This window comes from Floricoccus penangensis (assembly GCF_001832885.1).
GTDB classification, from domain to species: domain Bacteria; phylum Bacillota; class Bacilli; order Lactobacillales; family Streptococcaceae; genus Floricoccus; species Floricoccus penangensis.
In genome coordinates, this window is record NZ_MKIQ01000030.1 from 1 (window position 1) to 16,795 (window position 16,795).

A 16,795-nucleotide genomic window follows, 5' to 3' on the forward strand; every position below is an offset into this window, starting at 1 on the left:
TACCTGATTTATATTCAACACGATATGAATAAGCTGAAGACCACTTGTTGTCTGATTGTACTTTAGTTATTTTTCCAATCCAGTTACGACGATTTGATAAGCTAGTTCCATTTGTCTCAGTACCTGCCGTTGACTTTATTTGAACTTCCTGTCCAACCTTATACTTAGAAGCACTTACAGAAACTAAATCTTGCTCTGAGACATACCAGTTACTAACTGTTTGATTACCTGATTTATATTCAACACGATATGAATAATGTGATGACCACTTATTATCAGGTTGAACTTTAGTTATTTTTCCAATCCAGTTACGACGATTTGATAAGCTCGTCCCATTTGTCTCAGCACCTGCTGTTGACTTTATTTGAACCTCCTGTCCAACCTTGTACTTAGAAGCACTTACAGAAACTAAATCTTGCTCTGAGACATACCAGTTACTAACTGTTTGATTACCTGATTTATATTCAACACGATATGAATAATGTGATGACCACTTATTATCAGGTTGAACTTTAGTTATTTTTCCAATCCAGTTACGATGATTAGATAAGCTCGTCCCATTTGTCTCAGCACCTGCTGTTGACTTTATTTGAACCTCTTGTCCAACCTTGTATTTTGCTGGTGGTATTGGTTGAGTAACAGGTGGTGTATTAATATCCTTAAAATGAATATATCCATCAACAGCAGATTTATTTATCCACCTACTATGATAATTTCCATTGTAATCCCAGTTATATTCTTCAATGAGTACTTTATCACCCTTTACTTCAGCTACCCAAGCCACATGATAGCCAGCACCCCACCATGCGACTGAACCAACCGCAGGATTTTTATCAACCTTAAACCCCTGCCTCTGAGCATTAGATCCCCAATTAATAGCATTCCAATCCATACCTGCACGGTTGATATTGAATTTATTCATCACACTTAAACGATTCGCGACAAAAGAAGTGCAATATCTTGTTGCCATTCCCCATGAATCATAAGTTCCACCTAAAGGGAGATTCTTCCATTTTGCAGGATAATCGTCTCCAACTATTGCTGCCTCAGCAGTAATAGTTCCTACATTTCTATCTTGTACATCTATAAATACTGTCCCAACTCCAATTGTTGATAAAACAACGCCAGAGAGGAAAATTTTCTTAATATTTTTCATATAACTCCTCGCAAAAAATTGGTGCATACTATTTCGTATACACCTCTAATTTAACATATTATCAAGCATGTTAAAAGGAATGATTATAAATATTATTGAATTGTAATATTATTTAGTATTTATTTCTTGATGCCAAAAGTTCTTTTACCTGTATAATAATTGGGGCTTTAATAATAAAGATTATTAAAGTGTAAATAACTGTACCAACCATGAACTGAATTAAAAATCCACTAAGTGTACCACTCATATTAATATTCATAAATCTAACAATACCAAACATAATCAATGAGCCAATCAGATATTTCCAATTATCTCCAAATAAAATTTTAATATTTAAGTTAGTCCGCACATAATATACCTGAACTGCTGTTACAAGAAATTCAGAAATCACTGTTGCCCATATAGCACCATATACACCATGCGATGGGATTAAAAATAAATTTAAGCTTAAATTTGCTAAAGCTCCAACAACAACAGAGGTAGTAAAGTAGCGATTTTGATTAGTGGGTAATAAATACTGAGTACCTAAAACATTAGACCAACCAATTAGTATAATTACTAGACTTAATACTGGTAATAATTTAGCCGTAACAGCAAATTCATCAGACAGAAACCAAATAGTGAATTTAGGTGCGATAGCAGCAAGACCAAGTGCCATTGGATAACAGATAGCACTTACAAAGTCAAATGATTTATACAGATACCTTTTAACACCATCTTTATCTCCATTTGCAAAAATATTTGCTACACGCGGAAGCATTACTGTCCCAGTTGCTGTTACAACAGCAAGAACAATTTTTACGATTTTATCAGTATTCTCATAATACCCAGTGGCTTCAACACCAGAATAAAAACCAAGCATTGTTTTGTTTAAAACAAGGTATACTTGAGTTGCAACTTGTGGAACAAAAAGAGCTAATGAGGGCTTGATATGTTTTTTTAAATTTAATTTAGAAAAATCTGGCTTATTAACCAACTTTTTCATATATGGCCAAAGTGTTAAATTACCAAAAAGTATCGAAAGACTGAGAATAAGAATATATATTCCAACATCCGAACTTGTTTTTACAAAAGTAAAAATTGCCATCAATGAGATAATTTTTACAATAGTATTTCTTGTTATAGTTTTTTTAAAGTCCTCAATACCCATAAAAAACCAAGAAATATCAAGACCTGCTGCAATAATTAAGAAGGACTGATAAAAATAATAAACCTTATAGTTACTCACTAACGCTAGAAAAATTAGAAAAATAATATAACTTAAAGTTATCGTAATCATTCTTAAAAATGCTATTTCCCAGAATGTCTGACTAATCTTTTCTTTATCATTTCTAATGTATGCAATTGTTCGATTACCATACAGATTAATCCCAATACTACCAAATAAAATAAAGTACGATATTATTGAATTAGTGAAGGCATTGATTCCTACTCCTTCGCTGCCTAAAACCCTTGAAACATAAGGAACAGTTATTAAAGGTAATATCAAAACAAATATTTGATAACCAACGTTGTATATATAATTTTTTATTAGTTTCATAACATAATTCCTTTTTTATCCTCAAATCCTTTTATATCAGATGAATCATTTTTAATTTTTTGATAATCAAAAATATATCCAAGTGAAAGAATTAAAAATGGATTTAATGAAACTCTAATTGACTTCTCATCTATTATATCGTATGCAATGATAAATATGATTATAACTGCCAATCTAATATTTTTATTTCGAAATAAAACTTTCAAGTAGCTAAAATTATAAACAATATATATAATAAACATAAAAATACCATTTGATAATAATAATTTTATCGGTAATGAATCTAAATAAAAATATACAAACCCTACAGAAACCTCTTTTAATCCCCCCCAACCATTTTGTGCAACTTTTTGTCCAAATAAAGTAATGGGATAATCTTGAAATCCTTTCCAAGATAAATACACCCTATTACTCAATAGCTTGTTAAGTTCATAATAAAATCTACTAGATGGATTATAATTGTAACATAAGTATACAAATATAATAGGGATAATTATAGAAAATGTTAAAAATGTATACTTCATAATTGAAGTAAATACTCTGCTATTGTTTTTTTCAATATTAAATATATTATTTAATATTATATAGGCTATAAGGAAAATAAGTAACAAAAAAACTAGCCTGTTATCTGTATATTTATTAATAACTAATGCTACAATAGCAATAAAAAAAACAGAACTGTAACTATTATTTTTTTTTATATAGACAAATTGTAATACAAAAAAATAAATCATAGAACCAAAAACTGTTGGGTAGATCGTTCCAAAAGATTGTCTTATAATCTGCCTACCATTTAAATATCTAATAAACAATAAATTATCGACAACTCCAAGTTCACTTAAACAGAAAATTAAGAAAATTGAAATAAATAAGTAAACAGCAGAAAATTTCAAAATAGTATGTCTATCAATATCCCTTGCAGCAATTGCTAGTATAAATAATTGCAAAAATACAAATCCTCCATACTTAAAGTAATCTGCCAACAGTATAACTAGTATTGTAAAATAAATAATTATCTCTTTTCTTTTGAATGTATCAAAAAAATAAATCTTATAGATTGATATTGCAATGGAAAGCAAGGTCATGCCTTTAAAAAACATACCTGGTAGTTTTTGCACAAACATAGTCATACTTATAAAATCAGATGAAAAAGCAATAAAATATGCGAGCATAAATAGTAAAACAGGTTTTGAATATCTTGAAGAATATCTCCTATTTTTTATTTCAGTATTCATAATTAATTATCTCCAATTTATTTTGTATTAATACTTTTCAATCTTGGGGTTGAAATAAATACCAGATAAAAAACCTTTGTAGATAGTTTTAATTTTTAGTATTTTATTGTTAGTTGATGAAAATAGTATTTTCAAGATTAGTAAATGAGTTTTAAAGATATATTTTACGACTGCTTTACTACCTTCTTTTTTCGCTCTATAGAATTTATTTCTAATATCATAAAAGTATCTAGGAACTCTTCCTTTGTCCTCTATCATTATGTCTACTGTGGCATTGGATGCCATTTTGTGAATTGCAACACTGTCTGCAACGAAATAAGATGGATATACTTTAGAAATTCGCTCAGTGTATTCAACATCATCGCCCCAAATAAAAAACTCCTTAATTGGATATCCGACTTGCTTTATAGACTTTGTATTAACAAATAAAGAAACAAATGAGGAACTTTTAATCTCAATAATCTCGTTTATTGCTTTAGAATTCCATTTTCTAGCAACAGCTGGTATATTCATTAGACAAGGTTGATTATCTACCCATAGAACATTTGATGCAAGAAATCCATAATCACCTTGTAAAAATTTCGCTTTATTAATTAGTTTTTCGTGTGCATCATTCTTTACAATTGTATCATCATCCATAATCCATATATTATCTGATTCATACCTCATTGCTTCTTTTATCGCTAAATTAAAACCACCAGCTCCTCCTAAATTTTCTTCGGAAAAAATAGGAATAAAATTGTCTGACTTTTTGCTTAGTAAATAATCTTTCGTTGAATCAGTACTAGCATTATCCAAAACAACTAGTTTATTCAATTTTATTGTTTGACTCTCAAGAGCTTCTATACATTCTCTGAGTAGCTCTAATTTATTATATGTAACAACTACGGCAATATTATTCATTCTTAACCATTATATCCTTTCGCTAAATACGTTAATATTACGAATCTTCCCCAGTAATTTGGTTCAAAAACATATAAATATTTCTATAATAACTTTCTTCATAAAAGTTCTTAATTGATTTTTTAACTTCACTAGTTTTGAAACTTGATTCGTGTTCTGTTAAAACTTTATGTATTATTTCTTCAAATTGCTCGTTATCTCCAACTGGGAAAAGATATCCATTTGTACTATTTATAATATCTTCAGGACCTGTCGGACAATTTGAACTAATACACGGTATTCCATATGAAATTGCCTCTAAGAGCACCATAGGAAAACCTTCATAATTTGATGATAATAGCAAATAGTCAGCTTCTTTTATTTCATTGAATGGAGAAGATACCCAACCATGCAGTATTATTCTGTCTTCTAAATTATTTTCTGAAATAATTTTTTTTATTTCAACATAGTCATCACCAGTTCCGTAAACATCCAACTGCCAATTTCCTTCTATATTATTATTTGAAAAAACGTCAAGAATTTGCCGGAAATTTTTTTGAGAATCCAATTGTAATCTACCAATATAAATAAATTTATTATTCAATTTGTTTGATGGAGAAATTGTAATGTTTTTAATGGAAATAGGATTCCCAACAAAAAAAATTCTTTCTGGTTCTACTCCCTCTTCAGTTAATTGCTTACTAATTCCTTTACTAATCGCAAAGTGATAATCTGATTTTATTAAGTCTATTTTTTTCACTAAAGATTCATGATTTAAAGAAAAATGTATCCATGAAACAATTTTAAACTTTAATTTGAAAATTCTCTTCATTAGTTTACAATACTTTATCATCTTTGTACTTAAACATACAACCACATCATAATCTTTCCTTAAAAAATAATATAGTGGCCATATATATCCAATATTTCTAAAGCGATAATTGTATTTATTTGATTTAAATTTGTCAATTACTTTAACATTATCAGTATACTCTATCCAGTTCCCATCAATAGAACCCTCGGGCAATATAAAATCTAATTTTATATTGGGACAATAGGTACTGAAGTTATCTTTCCAATTATTAACAACTGTTTCAGTACCTCCCTTACCTGACATATATGGAATTAAAACTGCTATATTCAACGTCCACCTCTTCCCATCAAATTCTTTAGCTTATTAGGTATTAGTTTAAGGTAATACGCAATAATTGGAAAATGTAAATTAATAGAATATTTCAGATAATCCCTATTACTCAAAATTTTATATTGAGTAGTAGAGCTAGAATATCTATAATATTGCACTAATTTTCTTTTTACATTTGTTGTCTCTTTTTTAGGTACATTTTCATCAAGAAAAAAATTTTTATAAATACGACTTCCTAGGATAAAGTATTCTCGATAAAGCTTTTGTCTTGATTCAGTGTTTATATCAAACTCTAAAGCTTTTTCAATTGCTATAAGATGTGTCAGACGTTTTCTATATAAATCTACAGTTTCTCCTTTTGTAATAGAATTCTCACTTCTGACATATATGTAACTAGAATCTTTTAAATATTTATAATTATTAGATTTTTGAGCGAATTCAAGATTGAAAATTAAATCTTCTGCAAAATCCAATTCTTTTTTGAATAAAAGGCTATTATATTTGATAATATCAGCAAGGTAATATTTGTTCCAACAATACCCATAAACGATCTTATCATTAACAAGCAAATCATTCACTTCAGATTTATTTATAGATGATGATTCTCTATTAAATTCTTTTATTAATTTACCTTGATCAGTAGTTAATTTATATCCTGTAAAAGTTAAATCATACCCTACCCCAAAATCAATAAAATTTTGGAGTCTATCAGATTCATAATAATCATCGGAATCTAAAAAAGTAACATACTTACCAGTAATATTCCCTAAACCATTATTACGTGCAACAGAAACGCCTTGATTATCCTGGTACAAGTATTTAATTCTATCATCAGTTTCTGTATATTTTTTTATGATTTCAGCACTGGAATCTGTTGATCCATCATCCACTACAATAACCTCAAAATTCTTATATTTTTGCTCACTAATTGACTTTAAACATCTTGAAATATATTTTTCAGAATTATAAACGGGAATTATTATTGAAATTATCACTTCATCAGAAAACAAGTTACTACCTCACTGTATTATTAAAAATTATATACTTATTAATTCGAAACCAAACATAATATAATTAAATTTAGTTTAAAGTATTTACCAACCACTTTGAAAATCTAGGAAAATTTAAATTCAGAAAATAATATACATAATTTTTGAAATTTAATTTATCACTAGATAAATTTTCTATTTTAAATAAAATTATCCTCTTTCTTAACTGATTTGCAATTTTTTTCTCATTTAGTACCATCAAGTCTCTGTATATTTTACTTCCCTCAATTAAATATCTAGTTTTCAAATTTTCCCTAGATGAATTTGGTATTTGATAATTTAACACTAATTCAATTGCATCTAAGTATGTGGCTTTATTTCTTAAAGAATTTAAATTTTTCGAAAACGTTGCACTACTTGCTTGATAAACATAGTTATATGTATAATCATTTAGTATCTTAACATCATTAGTATGTTGTATATACTCAATATTAAAAACTAAGTCCTCTCCATACTTTATATTTTCCTTGAAATAAATATTATTTTTTTTTATAATATCCGTTACATAATATTTATTCCAGCAGTAACTATATATTTCCTTGTTTTCAATTATATTTCTATAAATATCATCAATATACAAATCTTTCACAATACTAAATTTGTTAATTACATTCTTATTGCCATTATTTACATGAATATAATTAAAATTAGTTAATATATAGTCACAGTTATTAATATTCTCTTCAAAATTATAAAGCCGATTATTAGAATAATAATCATCTACATCTATAAATGTCAGATATTTTCCTTTAGCTAAAGAAATTCCCTTATTTCTAGCTGCGGAAACACCTTTATTCTTTTGATAGTGATACTGGAATCTATTATCTGTTTGTACAAAGTTATCAATAATAAGAGAGGAGCTATCAGATGAACCATCATCTACAATAATTACCTCAAAATTAGTGAATAGTTGCTCTTTTATGGACATTAGACACTTATCGATGTACTCACTACCATTATATACCGGTATTACTATTGAGAGCATAATCATATCACTCATCAATATCATCCCTCAAAATTTCAAAATGTTCTTTTGCAGTTCTTTCTTCTTTTGAAGGAAGCTTCATATAATCCCCATACAATGATGTCAAATATTTGTCATAATCTTTAAAACCTCTTATAGATGTGTCTTCAAATTTATAAGTCTCACCCATACCAACTACACTTTGGGGAGTTATTTCTTTTTTTCTATAAGCACCCATCATATTGCTAACAAAATTACTATCATTAATTGAATACTTTTTCAATAGACTATCGATCTTATATTTTTCATTGTTAGGATTGAAAATTTTTGTTACAGGAATTACTTTAGATATTGAAATAATTATTTTTTCAGCTAGATTTCTTTTTCTCTCTTTATCTATAGTATCGAAGTTTCCTAACGCCATCTTCATTCTATGATACATAACTCTGTTTTCATGAACAAATTTTCTTATTTTATTATTAGGTAAACCATCCAAAGGAAAGATATCAATACTGATGTAGGTAAATGATTCTATATCCTTATTTCGTTTTTCAATCACTTTATAATTCGTATCTTGAATTCTTGTAATATAATATCTATATGTACTATCAGTTTTAAAATTTCTAATTTTTAAATTTTTCGGAAGCTCTTTATAGTACTCATTTATGAATTTTTCATAATCTTCCCTTGGCATTCCTAAGTCTATATCATCATCCCATGGAATAAAGCCCTCATGTCTTACCGCACCAAGCATTGAACCACCAAGTGCATAATATGTAAGGTTATGCTTTTCAACTATTTTACAAAATTCTTTAAAAATATCTAGCTCAACAAATTGCATTCTTCTTTGGTTATCTTCCATAATTTAAAAATACCTCTTCATACGAATTAACAATCTTATCCCACGAAAATTTTTCATGCATAATTTCTTTTGCTTTATTTTCTAAACCATCAATTTTTATTTTCTCATCCTCAATATCATTAATAAGATTGTGAAGATTATCCTTCTTCCAATATAATGCCCCATCTTCGCCAACCTCTTTATTGAAGCCAACATCTAGTAATAAATTTAGTTTCGTTGATGAAAGCGCTTCTAAAAGAGATGGATTAGTTCCTCCCACTTCGTGCCCGTGTATATATGAAAAAGCATTTTCTCTTATATATTTAAGCAGTTCTTGATCATAAACAGTTCCAACAAATTTAATCCGTTTATCTTGTTCAAAATGGGTTTCATTTTTTAGCTTTTCATAAAATTTATTTTGTTCAACATTAGTAATAAGAACAAAGTCTTTCTTACTATCTGACTTTATAAATTCTCTTATCATTGATTCAAAGTTATTCTCCGGTACAAAACGACCAACAACTAAATAATATTGATCCTCAATTATTTCTTTTTCGTTAAACCATTTCCTTACATCGTTTGAATTAGATATCAATTTGGATTTTTCAGTCTCAGTACCATATGCTATATATATAGTATTTGGGCTATACTTCATGTAATCTTCTTTAATATATTTTTCGATGTTTCTACTATCACATACAAGCATATCAGAATGTTTTACCATCAATTGTTCCGAATACTTCCAATATCTTCTAACAGGATAACTCCATTTTGCTCTTAGCCACTCATGACCATCCGGATTTACTAAAAGAGTGCCTCCTAATTTTTCAATTTTCTTTTTATACTTGGCAATAAACGGGCCTATTCTACAGGCTAAAACATAAAAAATAGGAGATTCATCTTTATTTTTCTGTGCCAGCTTAATCGAAGTTTTTAATGCTTCAATATCATAGTATATTGCTTTAGCTGGTCCGATATTCGGAACGTCAATATTAAAACAATTCGCACCCTTATAGTTAAAATACTCTTCAGTTATGTTTGATTTCTTAGAATTTTCCGATGTACAAGCAACAAAATATTTTATATCTTTGCTGTGTTGATTCTCTACTAATTTATCGACAAATGTCTCAAAACCACCATATTTAGCCGGAATACCCTTAGAGCCTATAATATATATATTCCTCATTTTTTTCTCCATAATATCCCTATCTACGACACATCATTAGGCAAAAGAATTACCTTAAATGTTTTTAATATTATCTTGGTATCTGTTGATACCGACATAGTATCTATATACTCCAAATCTCTTCTAAGCATACCATCAAAACCAGTAGAATTTCTTTCATTGACTTGCCACAATCCTGTACATCCTGGCTTAACCAATAATCTTTGCTTATCATAATTAGTATATTTAGCAACTTCTCTAGGAAGAGGTGGCCTTGGACCAACAATAGACATATCACCTTTTAATACATTCCATAGCTGTGGTAATTCATCGATACTTGTTTTTCTAATAAATTTTCCAACTTTAGTAACACGTGGATCTTCCTTCATCTTAAACATTGCACCTTGGAGTTCATTTTGTTCAAGTAAATTATGAAGCTTCTTTTCTGCATCTACACACATAGACCGAACTTTGTACATAGTAAATTCTTTTTCATTTTTACCAATTCGAGTCTGGGAAAAGAAAACTGGCCCTTTGGGTTCCTCAATTTTCATCGCAATAGCAGTAATTGCAATTACGGGTAATGAAATTAACAAACCAACAGAACTTATTCCTATGTCAGCAATTCTTTTAACAAACTTAAAAAATTTTTTTGAATTTAAGTCTTCAGTATTTATTATTGTCTGAGTATAACTTCTCTCCTTATTCATATTAGCTCTTTCAATCTCTAAACTTTTTTCCATAAAAGTCTCCTACTTTTCAAAAAATCCCAAATTTTTTCTTCTTATTAATTTCATAGTACTCAGGCATTTGAACCTTATCACCATTCAAAAGATCTCTAGCAACTTGCTTCATACAATCAGCTTTCTCTTTACCAAAATCTTTTTCAATTTGTTGAAAGGCTTCTTTAAGGTAAAAATCACGATGTTTTAAATTATGAGCATCTGATGCAACCATTTGAACTAAGTTATTTTCCACCATCTGCTTAGCAGTCTTTTGAATAGATTTACCAAAAGTTCCGACATAGCTTGGAGCAGTCAGTTGTGCTAAAACACCCATATCTAAAAATTTTATCAGACGATTTGGGTCTTCCCTAAATTTAGCATTTCTTTCCGGATGAACTATAACAGGTGTATGTCCCTTAAGCAATAACTCTACAAAAAGTTGCTCTGTATAACTTGGAACATCAATAGTTGGAAATTCTATAAGTACATAGGTATTATCTAAATCAGTAAAAAGAATTTCATCACGATTAATATCATCCAATAAAGTACCAGTAATTCTTACTTCTTGACCCTCAAGGACAGTCAGTGGTATATCTCTCTTGTCCAATTCTTCCTGTAAAGCAGCGACTCGTGGTATTACCTTATATGAAGGATTATCATACTTACCATTGTTATGATGAGGGGTACACAAAATATGGCTAATTCCTTGACTAACAGCTTTCTTTGCCATTTCCATACTATCTTCAATAGTTTGTGCTCCGTCATCTACCCCTGGTAGAATATGACAATGCAAATCAATTAAATCACCCATATTTTCTCCTTTTTAATTATTAAGCCCCGTAGTAATAATATCCTTGGTCTGCTACATTTTTAGCACCATTATAAACAACACCTAAAACATTAGCATTAACCATTTGTAATAGATTTTTTGCCTTAAGTAGCGCATCTTTTCTTGATACATTTTCACGCACAACTAAGAGTGTACCATCTACCTTTGAAGCCATAATTTGAGCATCGGTAACTGCTACAACTGGCGGCATATCAAAAATTACAAAATCATAATTATCTCTTGCTTCTTGAAGAATTTCATTCATTCTCATAGATCCAAGAAGTTCAGACGGATTAGGTGGTTTCGGTCCACTAGTAAGAACATATAGGTTCTCAATTCCGCTATATTGCGCAATATCTGTTACATGTTGTGGAGTTGTTAGAAGGGTACTCAGTCCTCCAATATTTGGTAGTGCAAATGTCTTGGCAACTGTTGGTTTTCGCATATCAGCATCGACAATCAGAACCTTCTGACCCGAGTTGGCAAAAACTACTGCTAAGTTAGCTGATGTTGTAGATTTACCTTCAGAGGGTCCCGAAGACGTAATAACCATTGTTTTAATTTCATTATTAATAGTTGAAGCAAATTGTATATTAGTACGAATTGTACGATACTGTTCCGATACTGGTGAAGATGCATCAGCTAAAGTAATTAAACTAACGGCATGCGTTGTATCTTTTTTTCTAGTATTCTTTTTAGCCATTATTTACTCTCCTTAAACCCTTGATCTTCTTCTTCGTTTTTGGTTGTCATTGTCACTAGACGATTCTCGTTCAACTCTTGTTGGTTTTTGAGGACCTGTTTGATTGATTGAATGAGCTTCTCTTTCAAGCTGAACTCCTCTATTAGTCTCAGCAATCTCCTTAGCAGACATTTCAGGTACTGTACCCAAAAGTGTGAATGCCAGATTATCAGTAATGTATTTAGAGTCCTTTACTGTTCTATCAAATTGTTCAGATAAGAATGCTAACCCCACTCCAACAATCATTCCAAGTGCTAAGCCTATCGCTAGATTTTTCTTAACACTTGGTGAAACAGGATTCATATTAGCAGTAGCTTTGGAAATAATCGAAATCTTATCGACATTCATTACATCCTTTGCATTCTCTTGAAAAACTTCTGCAGTTAAATTAGCAATTTCCTCAGATTTTGAAGCATTGTCAGTTGTAGCATTAATTGCAAACATTAGAGAATTTTGAGTTTGATTTACTTTAATCGCTTTACGAAGCTCTTCCTGAGTCATGTTGATACCATAGTCTGAAGACATACGGTCCTTCACTTGATTAATAACTAAATCACCAGTGATTAATGACTTATAAGTATTAATCATTTGTAGATTACCATTGACATCATTGGCATTATTTGTTTGTCTATCATCTTGTGGTAAAGTTACAATCAATTGCGACTCCGAACTATATTTAGGAGTCATTACAAAAAATGTTAAAAATCCTGCAATTCCTAAGCCAATAAGCATACTAATGATAATCAGAAATGCCCTTTTTTTCAAAATTTGAAAAATATCGTGTACACTAATCGTTTCTTCCATTTTACACTCTTCCTTTTAATTATATTATTTTTCTATTTCCAATTGTTTCTTCAAAACTGTTTGAATACGATTTAACTCAGATGCCGGAATATCTTGATACGAAACCCCATCCCGCATAACTCCCTCACCCTTCATCTGTTCATCAACTACATTATCAAAAGCTGATGAATAGTCTAACACAATTGTTTTGATTTGTTCAAAAGTTAAATCTGTTCTTACGTTATCTTCCATTGACTTTAAGATAGTTTGGTATTTTGAAGCAGTAGACACTGAGGCAAGTTTTTTCCCAATTGCTGTAATAACCTTACGTTGTCTTTCTTGTCGACCGTAATCACCATTTGGATCATCATAACGCATTCGTGTATATCCAAGTGCTTGCTGCCCGTTCAATTCAAGGGTCCCAACTGGATAGTCATTTCCTTCATAACTAAAAGCTAATGTATTGTTTACTTCTACACCTCCAACGGCATCAACAAGCTCTTCCAATCCTTTCATATTGATTGAAATATAGTGATCAATAGGAATATCTAATAATTTTTGAACCGTATCCATAGACATAGAGACTCCACCGAATGCATAGGCATGATTTATTTTGTCCATGGTACCTCGTCCGACAATTTCTGTATAAGTATCTCGAGGGATGCTCACAATTGTTGTCTGCTTCTGATTTGGATTAACAGTTGCAACCATCATTGAATCTGAACGTCCTTGTTCAATTCGTCCAAGCTCACCGGTATCTATTCCCATCAGTAAAACTGAGAATGGTTGCTTCTTTTTCAAGTCTACTTGGCGTGTGTCTTTTCTGTCCACTTTGGCAAAAGTTTTGTCAACCGACTTCGCTACATCTGTATACATTTTGGCTGAAATAGCACCAACAAATATCAGAATTACTGCAACAATAGATAAAAGTGTTATTATTATTTTTTTAGTTTTCGACATTATGTTTCAACTTACCTTTCAAACTTATCAATTTGTTCCACTTCCATTTGATGCATTACCTTGATTCGGTACTACTGGATTTGCAGGTGTAGTAGGTGCAACTGCATTTGGATCCGTCGCATTATTTCCTGGATTTGTATTTGGTTGATTTGTATTTGGCTGATTAACATTTCCAGTTTGCGTTCCTTGATTTGGTGTCTCAACTGGCTGTCCATTAGGGACTGTATTATTCTGTTGAACCGCTTGATTTTGTTCAACTGCAGATTCTTGAACAACTGGGGCTTCAGTCGGTTGAGTAACCACTGGTTCAGCTGGTTCTTTTGATTCAACTGGAGTAGCTTCTACATTTGACACCATTTGGCTATAAATATTAGCCGCTTGCTCTGAATACTTATTTTTTAATTTAGTATTTTTAATATTATCAATCTTAGATAAAAGCAAGCTATAGTTTTCAGTAGTTGCATCTTTAGTTATTTTGCCATCTTTAATCATTTTAGAAATTAATTTTTCAACATCTTCTGCTTGAGCAACTTGTGTTTGAGCAATTGATAAATATTTGTTCGCAATTTTATTCCATAAACCATCTTTAGTACTTACCTCATCTTTTAGACTAGTAAGTGAGTCTTTTTTGACATTATCTTTTATTGCTAAATTGTTAGTTACTTCTGCTGGCGCTTCAGCTTGCCAGTCTTTAACACCGCCTTCAAATAAATTACTAATACTCGTTTGCATATTTAATTTATCCTGTACGTCATTAATAAGCTTTTGAGTTTCTTCCTTTTCTTTACCCAACTCTTTAACATCAGAAGTCAATCCATTTTCAGGTACTCCGAAATCTTGAGCTGATATCTTTATTGAACCAAGCTTATCATATTCTTTTTTGACATTTTCTTTTGTCACATTATTTAATAATGTATCATGAGAGGAATTTACATAGAATTTTTCAACTCTAGTCTTTATTGCCCTTATATTAGCACTTTCCTTCTTAGCAGTTTCCTGAGCATATTCAATTTTTTGCTTTCTGACTGAGTCTGATTTGGCCTTATAACCAAAGAAACAAACAGCCAGTGCAACTCCACCTACTACTAATAATAGTAGTGTTTTTGACAACGTATTTTTCATCTTCTCCATCCTTATACAATAAATCTTTACTATTATACACTAAACTATATTACTATTAAAGACCTTATTAATTACTTTTTTTTTACTTTTTCTTATACTCTATTAAATAAAGGGTTATACGGATTTATATCTTTTATCTTTTATTTATTAAATAACAGACCTATAACTATATTAAATACCTTTTTACTTTTTTTGCAAGCTAAATTATGATACTATTAACGTATTATTGGAATAATTTGGAGGAAATTTTTTATGTTTAAAAAGATGGCGCAGGAATTCAAAGAATTTATCATGCAAGGTAATGTTTTAGACCTAGCTGTTGGGGTTATCATTGGTGGTGCTTTTACTGATATTGTTAAATCACTTACAAAAAATATTTTAACACCGATTCTTGGACTATTTTCTACTGGTGACAAAACATTTGAACAATTTAATGTTAAGATTCTTGGTGCAACATTTGGTATTGGAGATTTCATTAATAGTGTAGTTTCATTCTTAATTACAGCGTTTGTAATTTTCATAATTGTTAAAGGCGTTAACAAAGTTATGGGTCCTAAGAGTAAGGAAGAAGAAGAAAAAGAAGAGATTGATGAACAAACTGTCCTTCTTACTGAAATTCGTGATTTGTTAAAAAATCAAAAATAATTGGTTTAAAAAAATGACTTATCAAATCGATAAGTCATTTTTTTATTTATCTAATAATCTATCTGCTACTTCAATTCCATGTTCTGGTAAGAAGTCGATAAGTAAAGGTGCTACATTCATATCTTCACACTCAACACCATAAACATTTCCATTTTTAAAGATAATTTTTAGTCCTAAATTATTAGGTACACCTTGATTACCAATAACTACTCCAAAGTTTTTAGGAACTGATAAAAATTCAATTCTTTTAATGTCTGAATAAATCCATCCACCGAAAGCTTTTCCTTTTTTGTTTGTAATTGGATTAATATCATTTAATTCAATTGCTTCTTTTGAAAAAGTTAAGCATGCATATGGAGTTTGTTTTTCAAAAAGTAAGGGAAAAACTTGGTCCTTAAATTCAATCATTACAGGTAATGCTTGTTGACTTGCTTTTTCTTCGAATTTTTCTTTGTTCATTTTACACCTCTTTATTTTAGTTTTTCAATCATTATTAGAAAAGGGGGAGTGTTCTTTTGATTCATAGCCCCATATTTCATAACTTGATATTCTTTTTGTTCTAAGTTTTCCACAAAGTTTTCCACAGATACCTTTTCTTCGCTTCCACCTTCATGTCCATAGTATACCATAATTGCTAAGCGTGAGCTCTTTTCCATCATTGTAAGAATTTTTCTTAGTGCTACAAGGGTTGTAGAGGCCTTAGTAATTATTGATTTATCACTTTTAGGCAGATAACCAAGATTAAATATTGCTGCTTTAACTACTTTATCCACATACTTATCCACATTTTCATGCCCATCAAGGATAAGTTGGCCTTCTAATTTATTTTCCACAAGTTTTTCTTGTGTAGAAACTATTGCAGCCTCCTGGACATCAAAAGAATAAACTTTTTTAGTTAACTGAGCTAAAAAAATCGTATCAAAACCGTTTCCCATAGTAGCATCTATAACTATATCATCAGGCTCAATTATCTCCTTAAGCCAATAATGTGCCATTTTTAGCGGGCTTAACAT

Annotated in this window: 18 protein-coding genes; 1 reads left to right on the plus strand and 17 read right to left on the minus strand. The window is 30.2% G+C overall.

From position 1 onward, the window contains the following. From BG262_RS10620 to BG262_RS09205, 15 genes are all read right to left on the minus strand, one after another. On the minus strand, positions 1 to 1,156 hold a 1,156-nt coding region (locus BG262_RS10620), incomplete at its 3' end, for a CHAP domain-containing protein (protein ID WP_143602681.1). A 112-nt stretch (positions 1,157 to 1,268) separates the two neighbouring features. Further along, a complete protein-coding gene (locus tag BG262_RS09140) occupies positions 1,269 to 2,696 on the minus strand; it encodes a flippase (RefSeq protein WP_070788592.1) in 1,428 nt (475 codons plus the stop codon). Continuing rightward, positions 2,693 to 3,931: a hypothetical protein gene (locus tag BG262_RS09145; protein ID WP_070788593.1), complete on the minus strand. Its 1,239-nt coding sequence runs from the start codon at positions 3,929 to 3,931 to the stop codon at positions 2,693 to 2,695. The genes BG262_RS09140 and BG262_RS09145 overlap by 4 nt, the downstream gene beginning before the upstream one ends. A gap of 27 nt (positions 3,932 to 3,958) precedes the next feature. Further along, positions 3,959 to 4,834, minus strand: coding sequence for a glycosyltransferase family 2 protein (locus BG262_RS09150; RefSeq protein ID WP_070788594.1), 876 nt, complete (start codon positions 4,832 to 4,834; stop codon positions 3,959 to 3,961). Between the two features lie 37 nt (positions 4,835 to 4,871). Then, a complete protein-coding gene (locus BG262_RS09155) occupies positions 4,872 to 5,957 on the minus strand; it encodes a glycosyltransferase (protein ID WP_070788595.1) in 1,086 nt (361 codons plus the stop codon). Continuing rightward, positions 5,954 to 6,967, minus strand: a complete 1,014-nt coding sequence (locus tag BG262_RS09160) for a glycosyltransferase family 2 protein (protein WP_070788596.1) — start codon at positions 6,965 to 6,967, stop codon at positions 5,954 to 5,956. The genes BG262_RS09155 and BG262_RS09160 overlap by 4 nt, the downstream gene beginning before the upstream one ends. A 70-nt stretch (positions 6,968 to 7,037) precedes the next feature. Further along, positions 7,038 to 8,006 carry a glycosyltransferase gene (locus BG262_RS09165; RefSeq protein WP_070788597.1) on the minus strand — a complete coding sequence of 323 codons (969 nt, stop codon included), beginning with the start codon at positions 8,004 to 8,006 and terminating at the stop codon, positions 7,038 to 7,040. After that, on the minus strand, positions 7,999 to 8,832 hold the full coding sequence (locus BG262_RS09170) for a LicD family protein (protein ID WP_070788598.1): 834 nt from the start codon (positions 8,830 to 8,832) through the stop codon (positions 7,999 to 8,001). Before BG262_RS09170 ends, BG262_RS09165 begins: the two co-directional genes overlap by 8 nt. Next, positions 8,822 to 9,997, minus strand: coding sequence for a beta 1-4 rhamnosyltransferase Cps2T (gene cps2T, locus BG262_RS09175; RefSeq protein ID WP_070788599.1), 1,176 nt, complete (start codon positions 9,995 to 9,997; stop codon positions 8,822 to 8,824). The genes BG262_RS09170 and cps2T overlap by 11 nt, the downstream gene beginning before the upstream one ends. A 23-nt stretch (positions 9,998 to 10,020) precedes the next feature. Continuing rightward, positions 10,021 to 10,719 carry a sugar transferase gene (locus BG262_RS09180; RefSeq protein ID WP_070788600.1) on the minus strand — a complete coding sequence of 233 codons (699 nt, stop codon included), beginning with the start codon at positions 10,717 to 10,719 and terminating at the stop codon, positions 10,021 to 10,023. Between the two features lie 16 nt (positions 10,720 to 10,735). Continuing rightward, positions 10,736 to 11,512 carry a tyrosine-protein phosphatase gene (locus tag BG262_RS09185; protein WP_070788601.1) on the minus strand — a complete coding sequence of 259 codons (777 nt, stop codon included), beginning with the start codon at positions 11,510 to 11,512 and terminating at the stop codon, positions 10,736 to 10,738. Positions 11,513 to 11,531: 19 nt separating this feature from the next. After that, positions 11,532 to 12,233, minus strand: coding sequence for a CpsD/CapB family tyrosine-protein kinase (locus BG262_RS09190; RefSeq protein ID WP_070788602.1), 702 nt, complete (start codon positions 12,231 to 12,233; stop codon positions 11,532 to 11,534). A 12-nt stretch (positions 12,234 to 12,245) separates the two neighbouring features. Next, positions 12,246 to 13,076: a YveK family protein gene (locus BG262_RS09195; RefSeq protein ID WP_070788603.1), complete on the minus strand. Its 831-nt coding sequence runs from the start codon at positions 13,074 to 13,076 to the stop codon at positions 12,246 to 12,248. A gap of 24 nt (positions 13,077 to 13,100) precedes the next feature. Continuing rightward, positions 13,101 to 14,015, minus strand: a complete 915-nt coding sequence (locus BG262_RS09200) for an LCP family glycopolymer transferase (RefSeq protein WP_070788604.1) — start codon at positions 14,013 to 14,015, stop codon at positions 13,101 to 13,103. 27 nt (positions 14,016 to 14,042) lie between these two features. Further along, the gene (locus BG262_RS09205; RefSeq protein WP_070788605.1) at positions 14,043 to 15,137 is read right to left on the minus strand and encodes a hypothetical protein; all 1,095 of its coding nucleotides are present in this window, start codon (positions 15,135 to 15,137) and stop codon (positions 14,043 to 14,045) included. A gap of 264 nt (positions 15,138 to 15,401) precedes the next feature. Here BG262_RS09205 and mscL point away from each other — a divergent pair, with 264 nt between their 5' ends. Next, positions 15,402 to 15,782, plus strand: coding sequence for a large conductance mechanosensitive channel protein MscL (gene mscL / locus BG262_RS09210; protein ID WP_070788654.1), 381 nt, complete (start codon positions 15,402 to 15,404; stop codon positions 15,780 to 15,782). A gap of 42 nt (positions 15,783 to 15,824) precedes the next feature. Here mscL and BG262_RS09215 read toward each other — a convergent pair whose 3' ends face one another. Further along, positions 15,825 to 16,241 carry a hypothetical protein gene (locus BG262_RS09215; RefSeq protein WP_070788606.1) on the minus strand — a complete coding sequence of 139 codons (417 nt, stop codon included), beginning with the start codon at positions 16,239 to 16,241 and terminating at the stop codon, positions 15,825 to 15,827. A gap of 11 nt (positions 16,242 to 16,252) precedes the next feature. Next, a complete protein-coding gene (gene mnmM / locus BG262_RS09220; protein WP_070788607.1) occupies positions 16,253 to 16,795 on the minus strand; it encodes a tRNA 5-(aminomethyl)-2-thiouridylate-methyltransferase MnmM in 543 nt (180 codons plus the stop codon).

Bases quoted from the DNA above. Each gene is read 5' to 3' on its own strand.
- BG262_RS09165 (WP_070788597.1), bottom strand. From the start codon at position 8,006: ATGAGTGATATGATTATGCTCTCAATAGTAATACCGGTATATAATGGT.
- BG262_RS09190 (WP_070788602.1), bottom strand. From the start codon at position 12,233: ATGGCTAAAAAGAATACTAGAAAAAAAGATACAACGCATGCCGTTAGT.
- BG262_RS09180 (WP_070788600.1), bottom strand. From the start codon at position 10,719: ATGGAAAAAAGTTTAGAGATTGAAAGAGCTAATATGAATAAGGAGAGA.
- BG262_RS09195 (WP_070788603.1), bottom strand. From the start codon at position 13,076: ATGGAAGAAACGATTAGTGTACACGATATTTTTCAAATTTTGAAAAAA.
- BG262_RS09200 (WP_070788604.1), bottom strand. From the start codon at position 14,015: ATGTCGAAAACTAAAAAAATAATAATAACACTTTTATCTATTGTTGCA.
- mnmM (WP_070788607.1), bottom strand. From the start codon at position 16,795: ATGTTAAGCCCGCTAAAAATGGCACATTATTGGCTTAAGGAGATAATT.
- BG262_RS09215 (WP_070788606.1), bottom strand. From the start codon at position 16,241: ATGAACAAAGAAAAATTCGAAGAAAAAGCAAGTCAACAAGCATTACCT.
- BG262_RS09140 (WP_070788592.1), bottom strand. From the start codon at position 2,696: ATGAAACTAATAAAAAATTATATATACAACGTTGGTTATCAAATATTT.
- BG262_RS09170 (WP_070788598.1), bottom strand. From the start codon at position 8,832: ATGGAAGATAACCAAAGAAGAATGCAATTTGTTGAGCTAGATATTTTT.
- cps2T (WP_070788599.1), bottom strand. From the start codon at position 9,997: ATGAGGAATATATATATTATAGGCTCTAAGGGTATTCCGGCTAAATAT.
- BG262_RS09185 (WP_070788601.1), bottom strand. From the start codon at position 11,512: ATGGGTGATTTAATTGATTTGCATTGTCATATTCTACCAGGGGTAGAT.
- BG262_RS09150 (WP_070788594.1), bottom strand. From the start codon at position 4,834: ATGAATAATATTGCCGTAGTTGTTACATATAATAAATTAGAGCTACTC.
- mscL (WP_070788654.1), top strand. From the start codon at position 15,402: ATGGCGCAGGAATTCAAAGAATTTATCATGCAAGGTAATGTTTTAGAC.
- BG262_RS09145 (WP_070788593.1), bottom strand. From the start codon at position 3,931: ATGAATACTGAAATAAAAAATAGGAGATATTCTTCAAGATATTCAAAA.
- BG262_RS09205 (WP_070788605.1), bottom strand. From the start codon at position 15,137: ATGAAAAATACGTTGTCAAAAACACTACTATTATTAGTAGTAGGTGGA.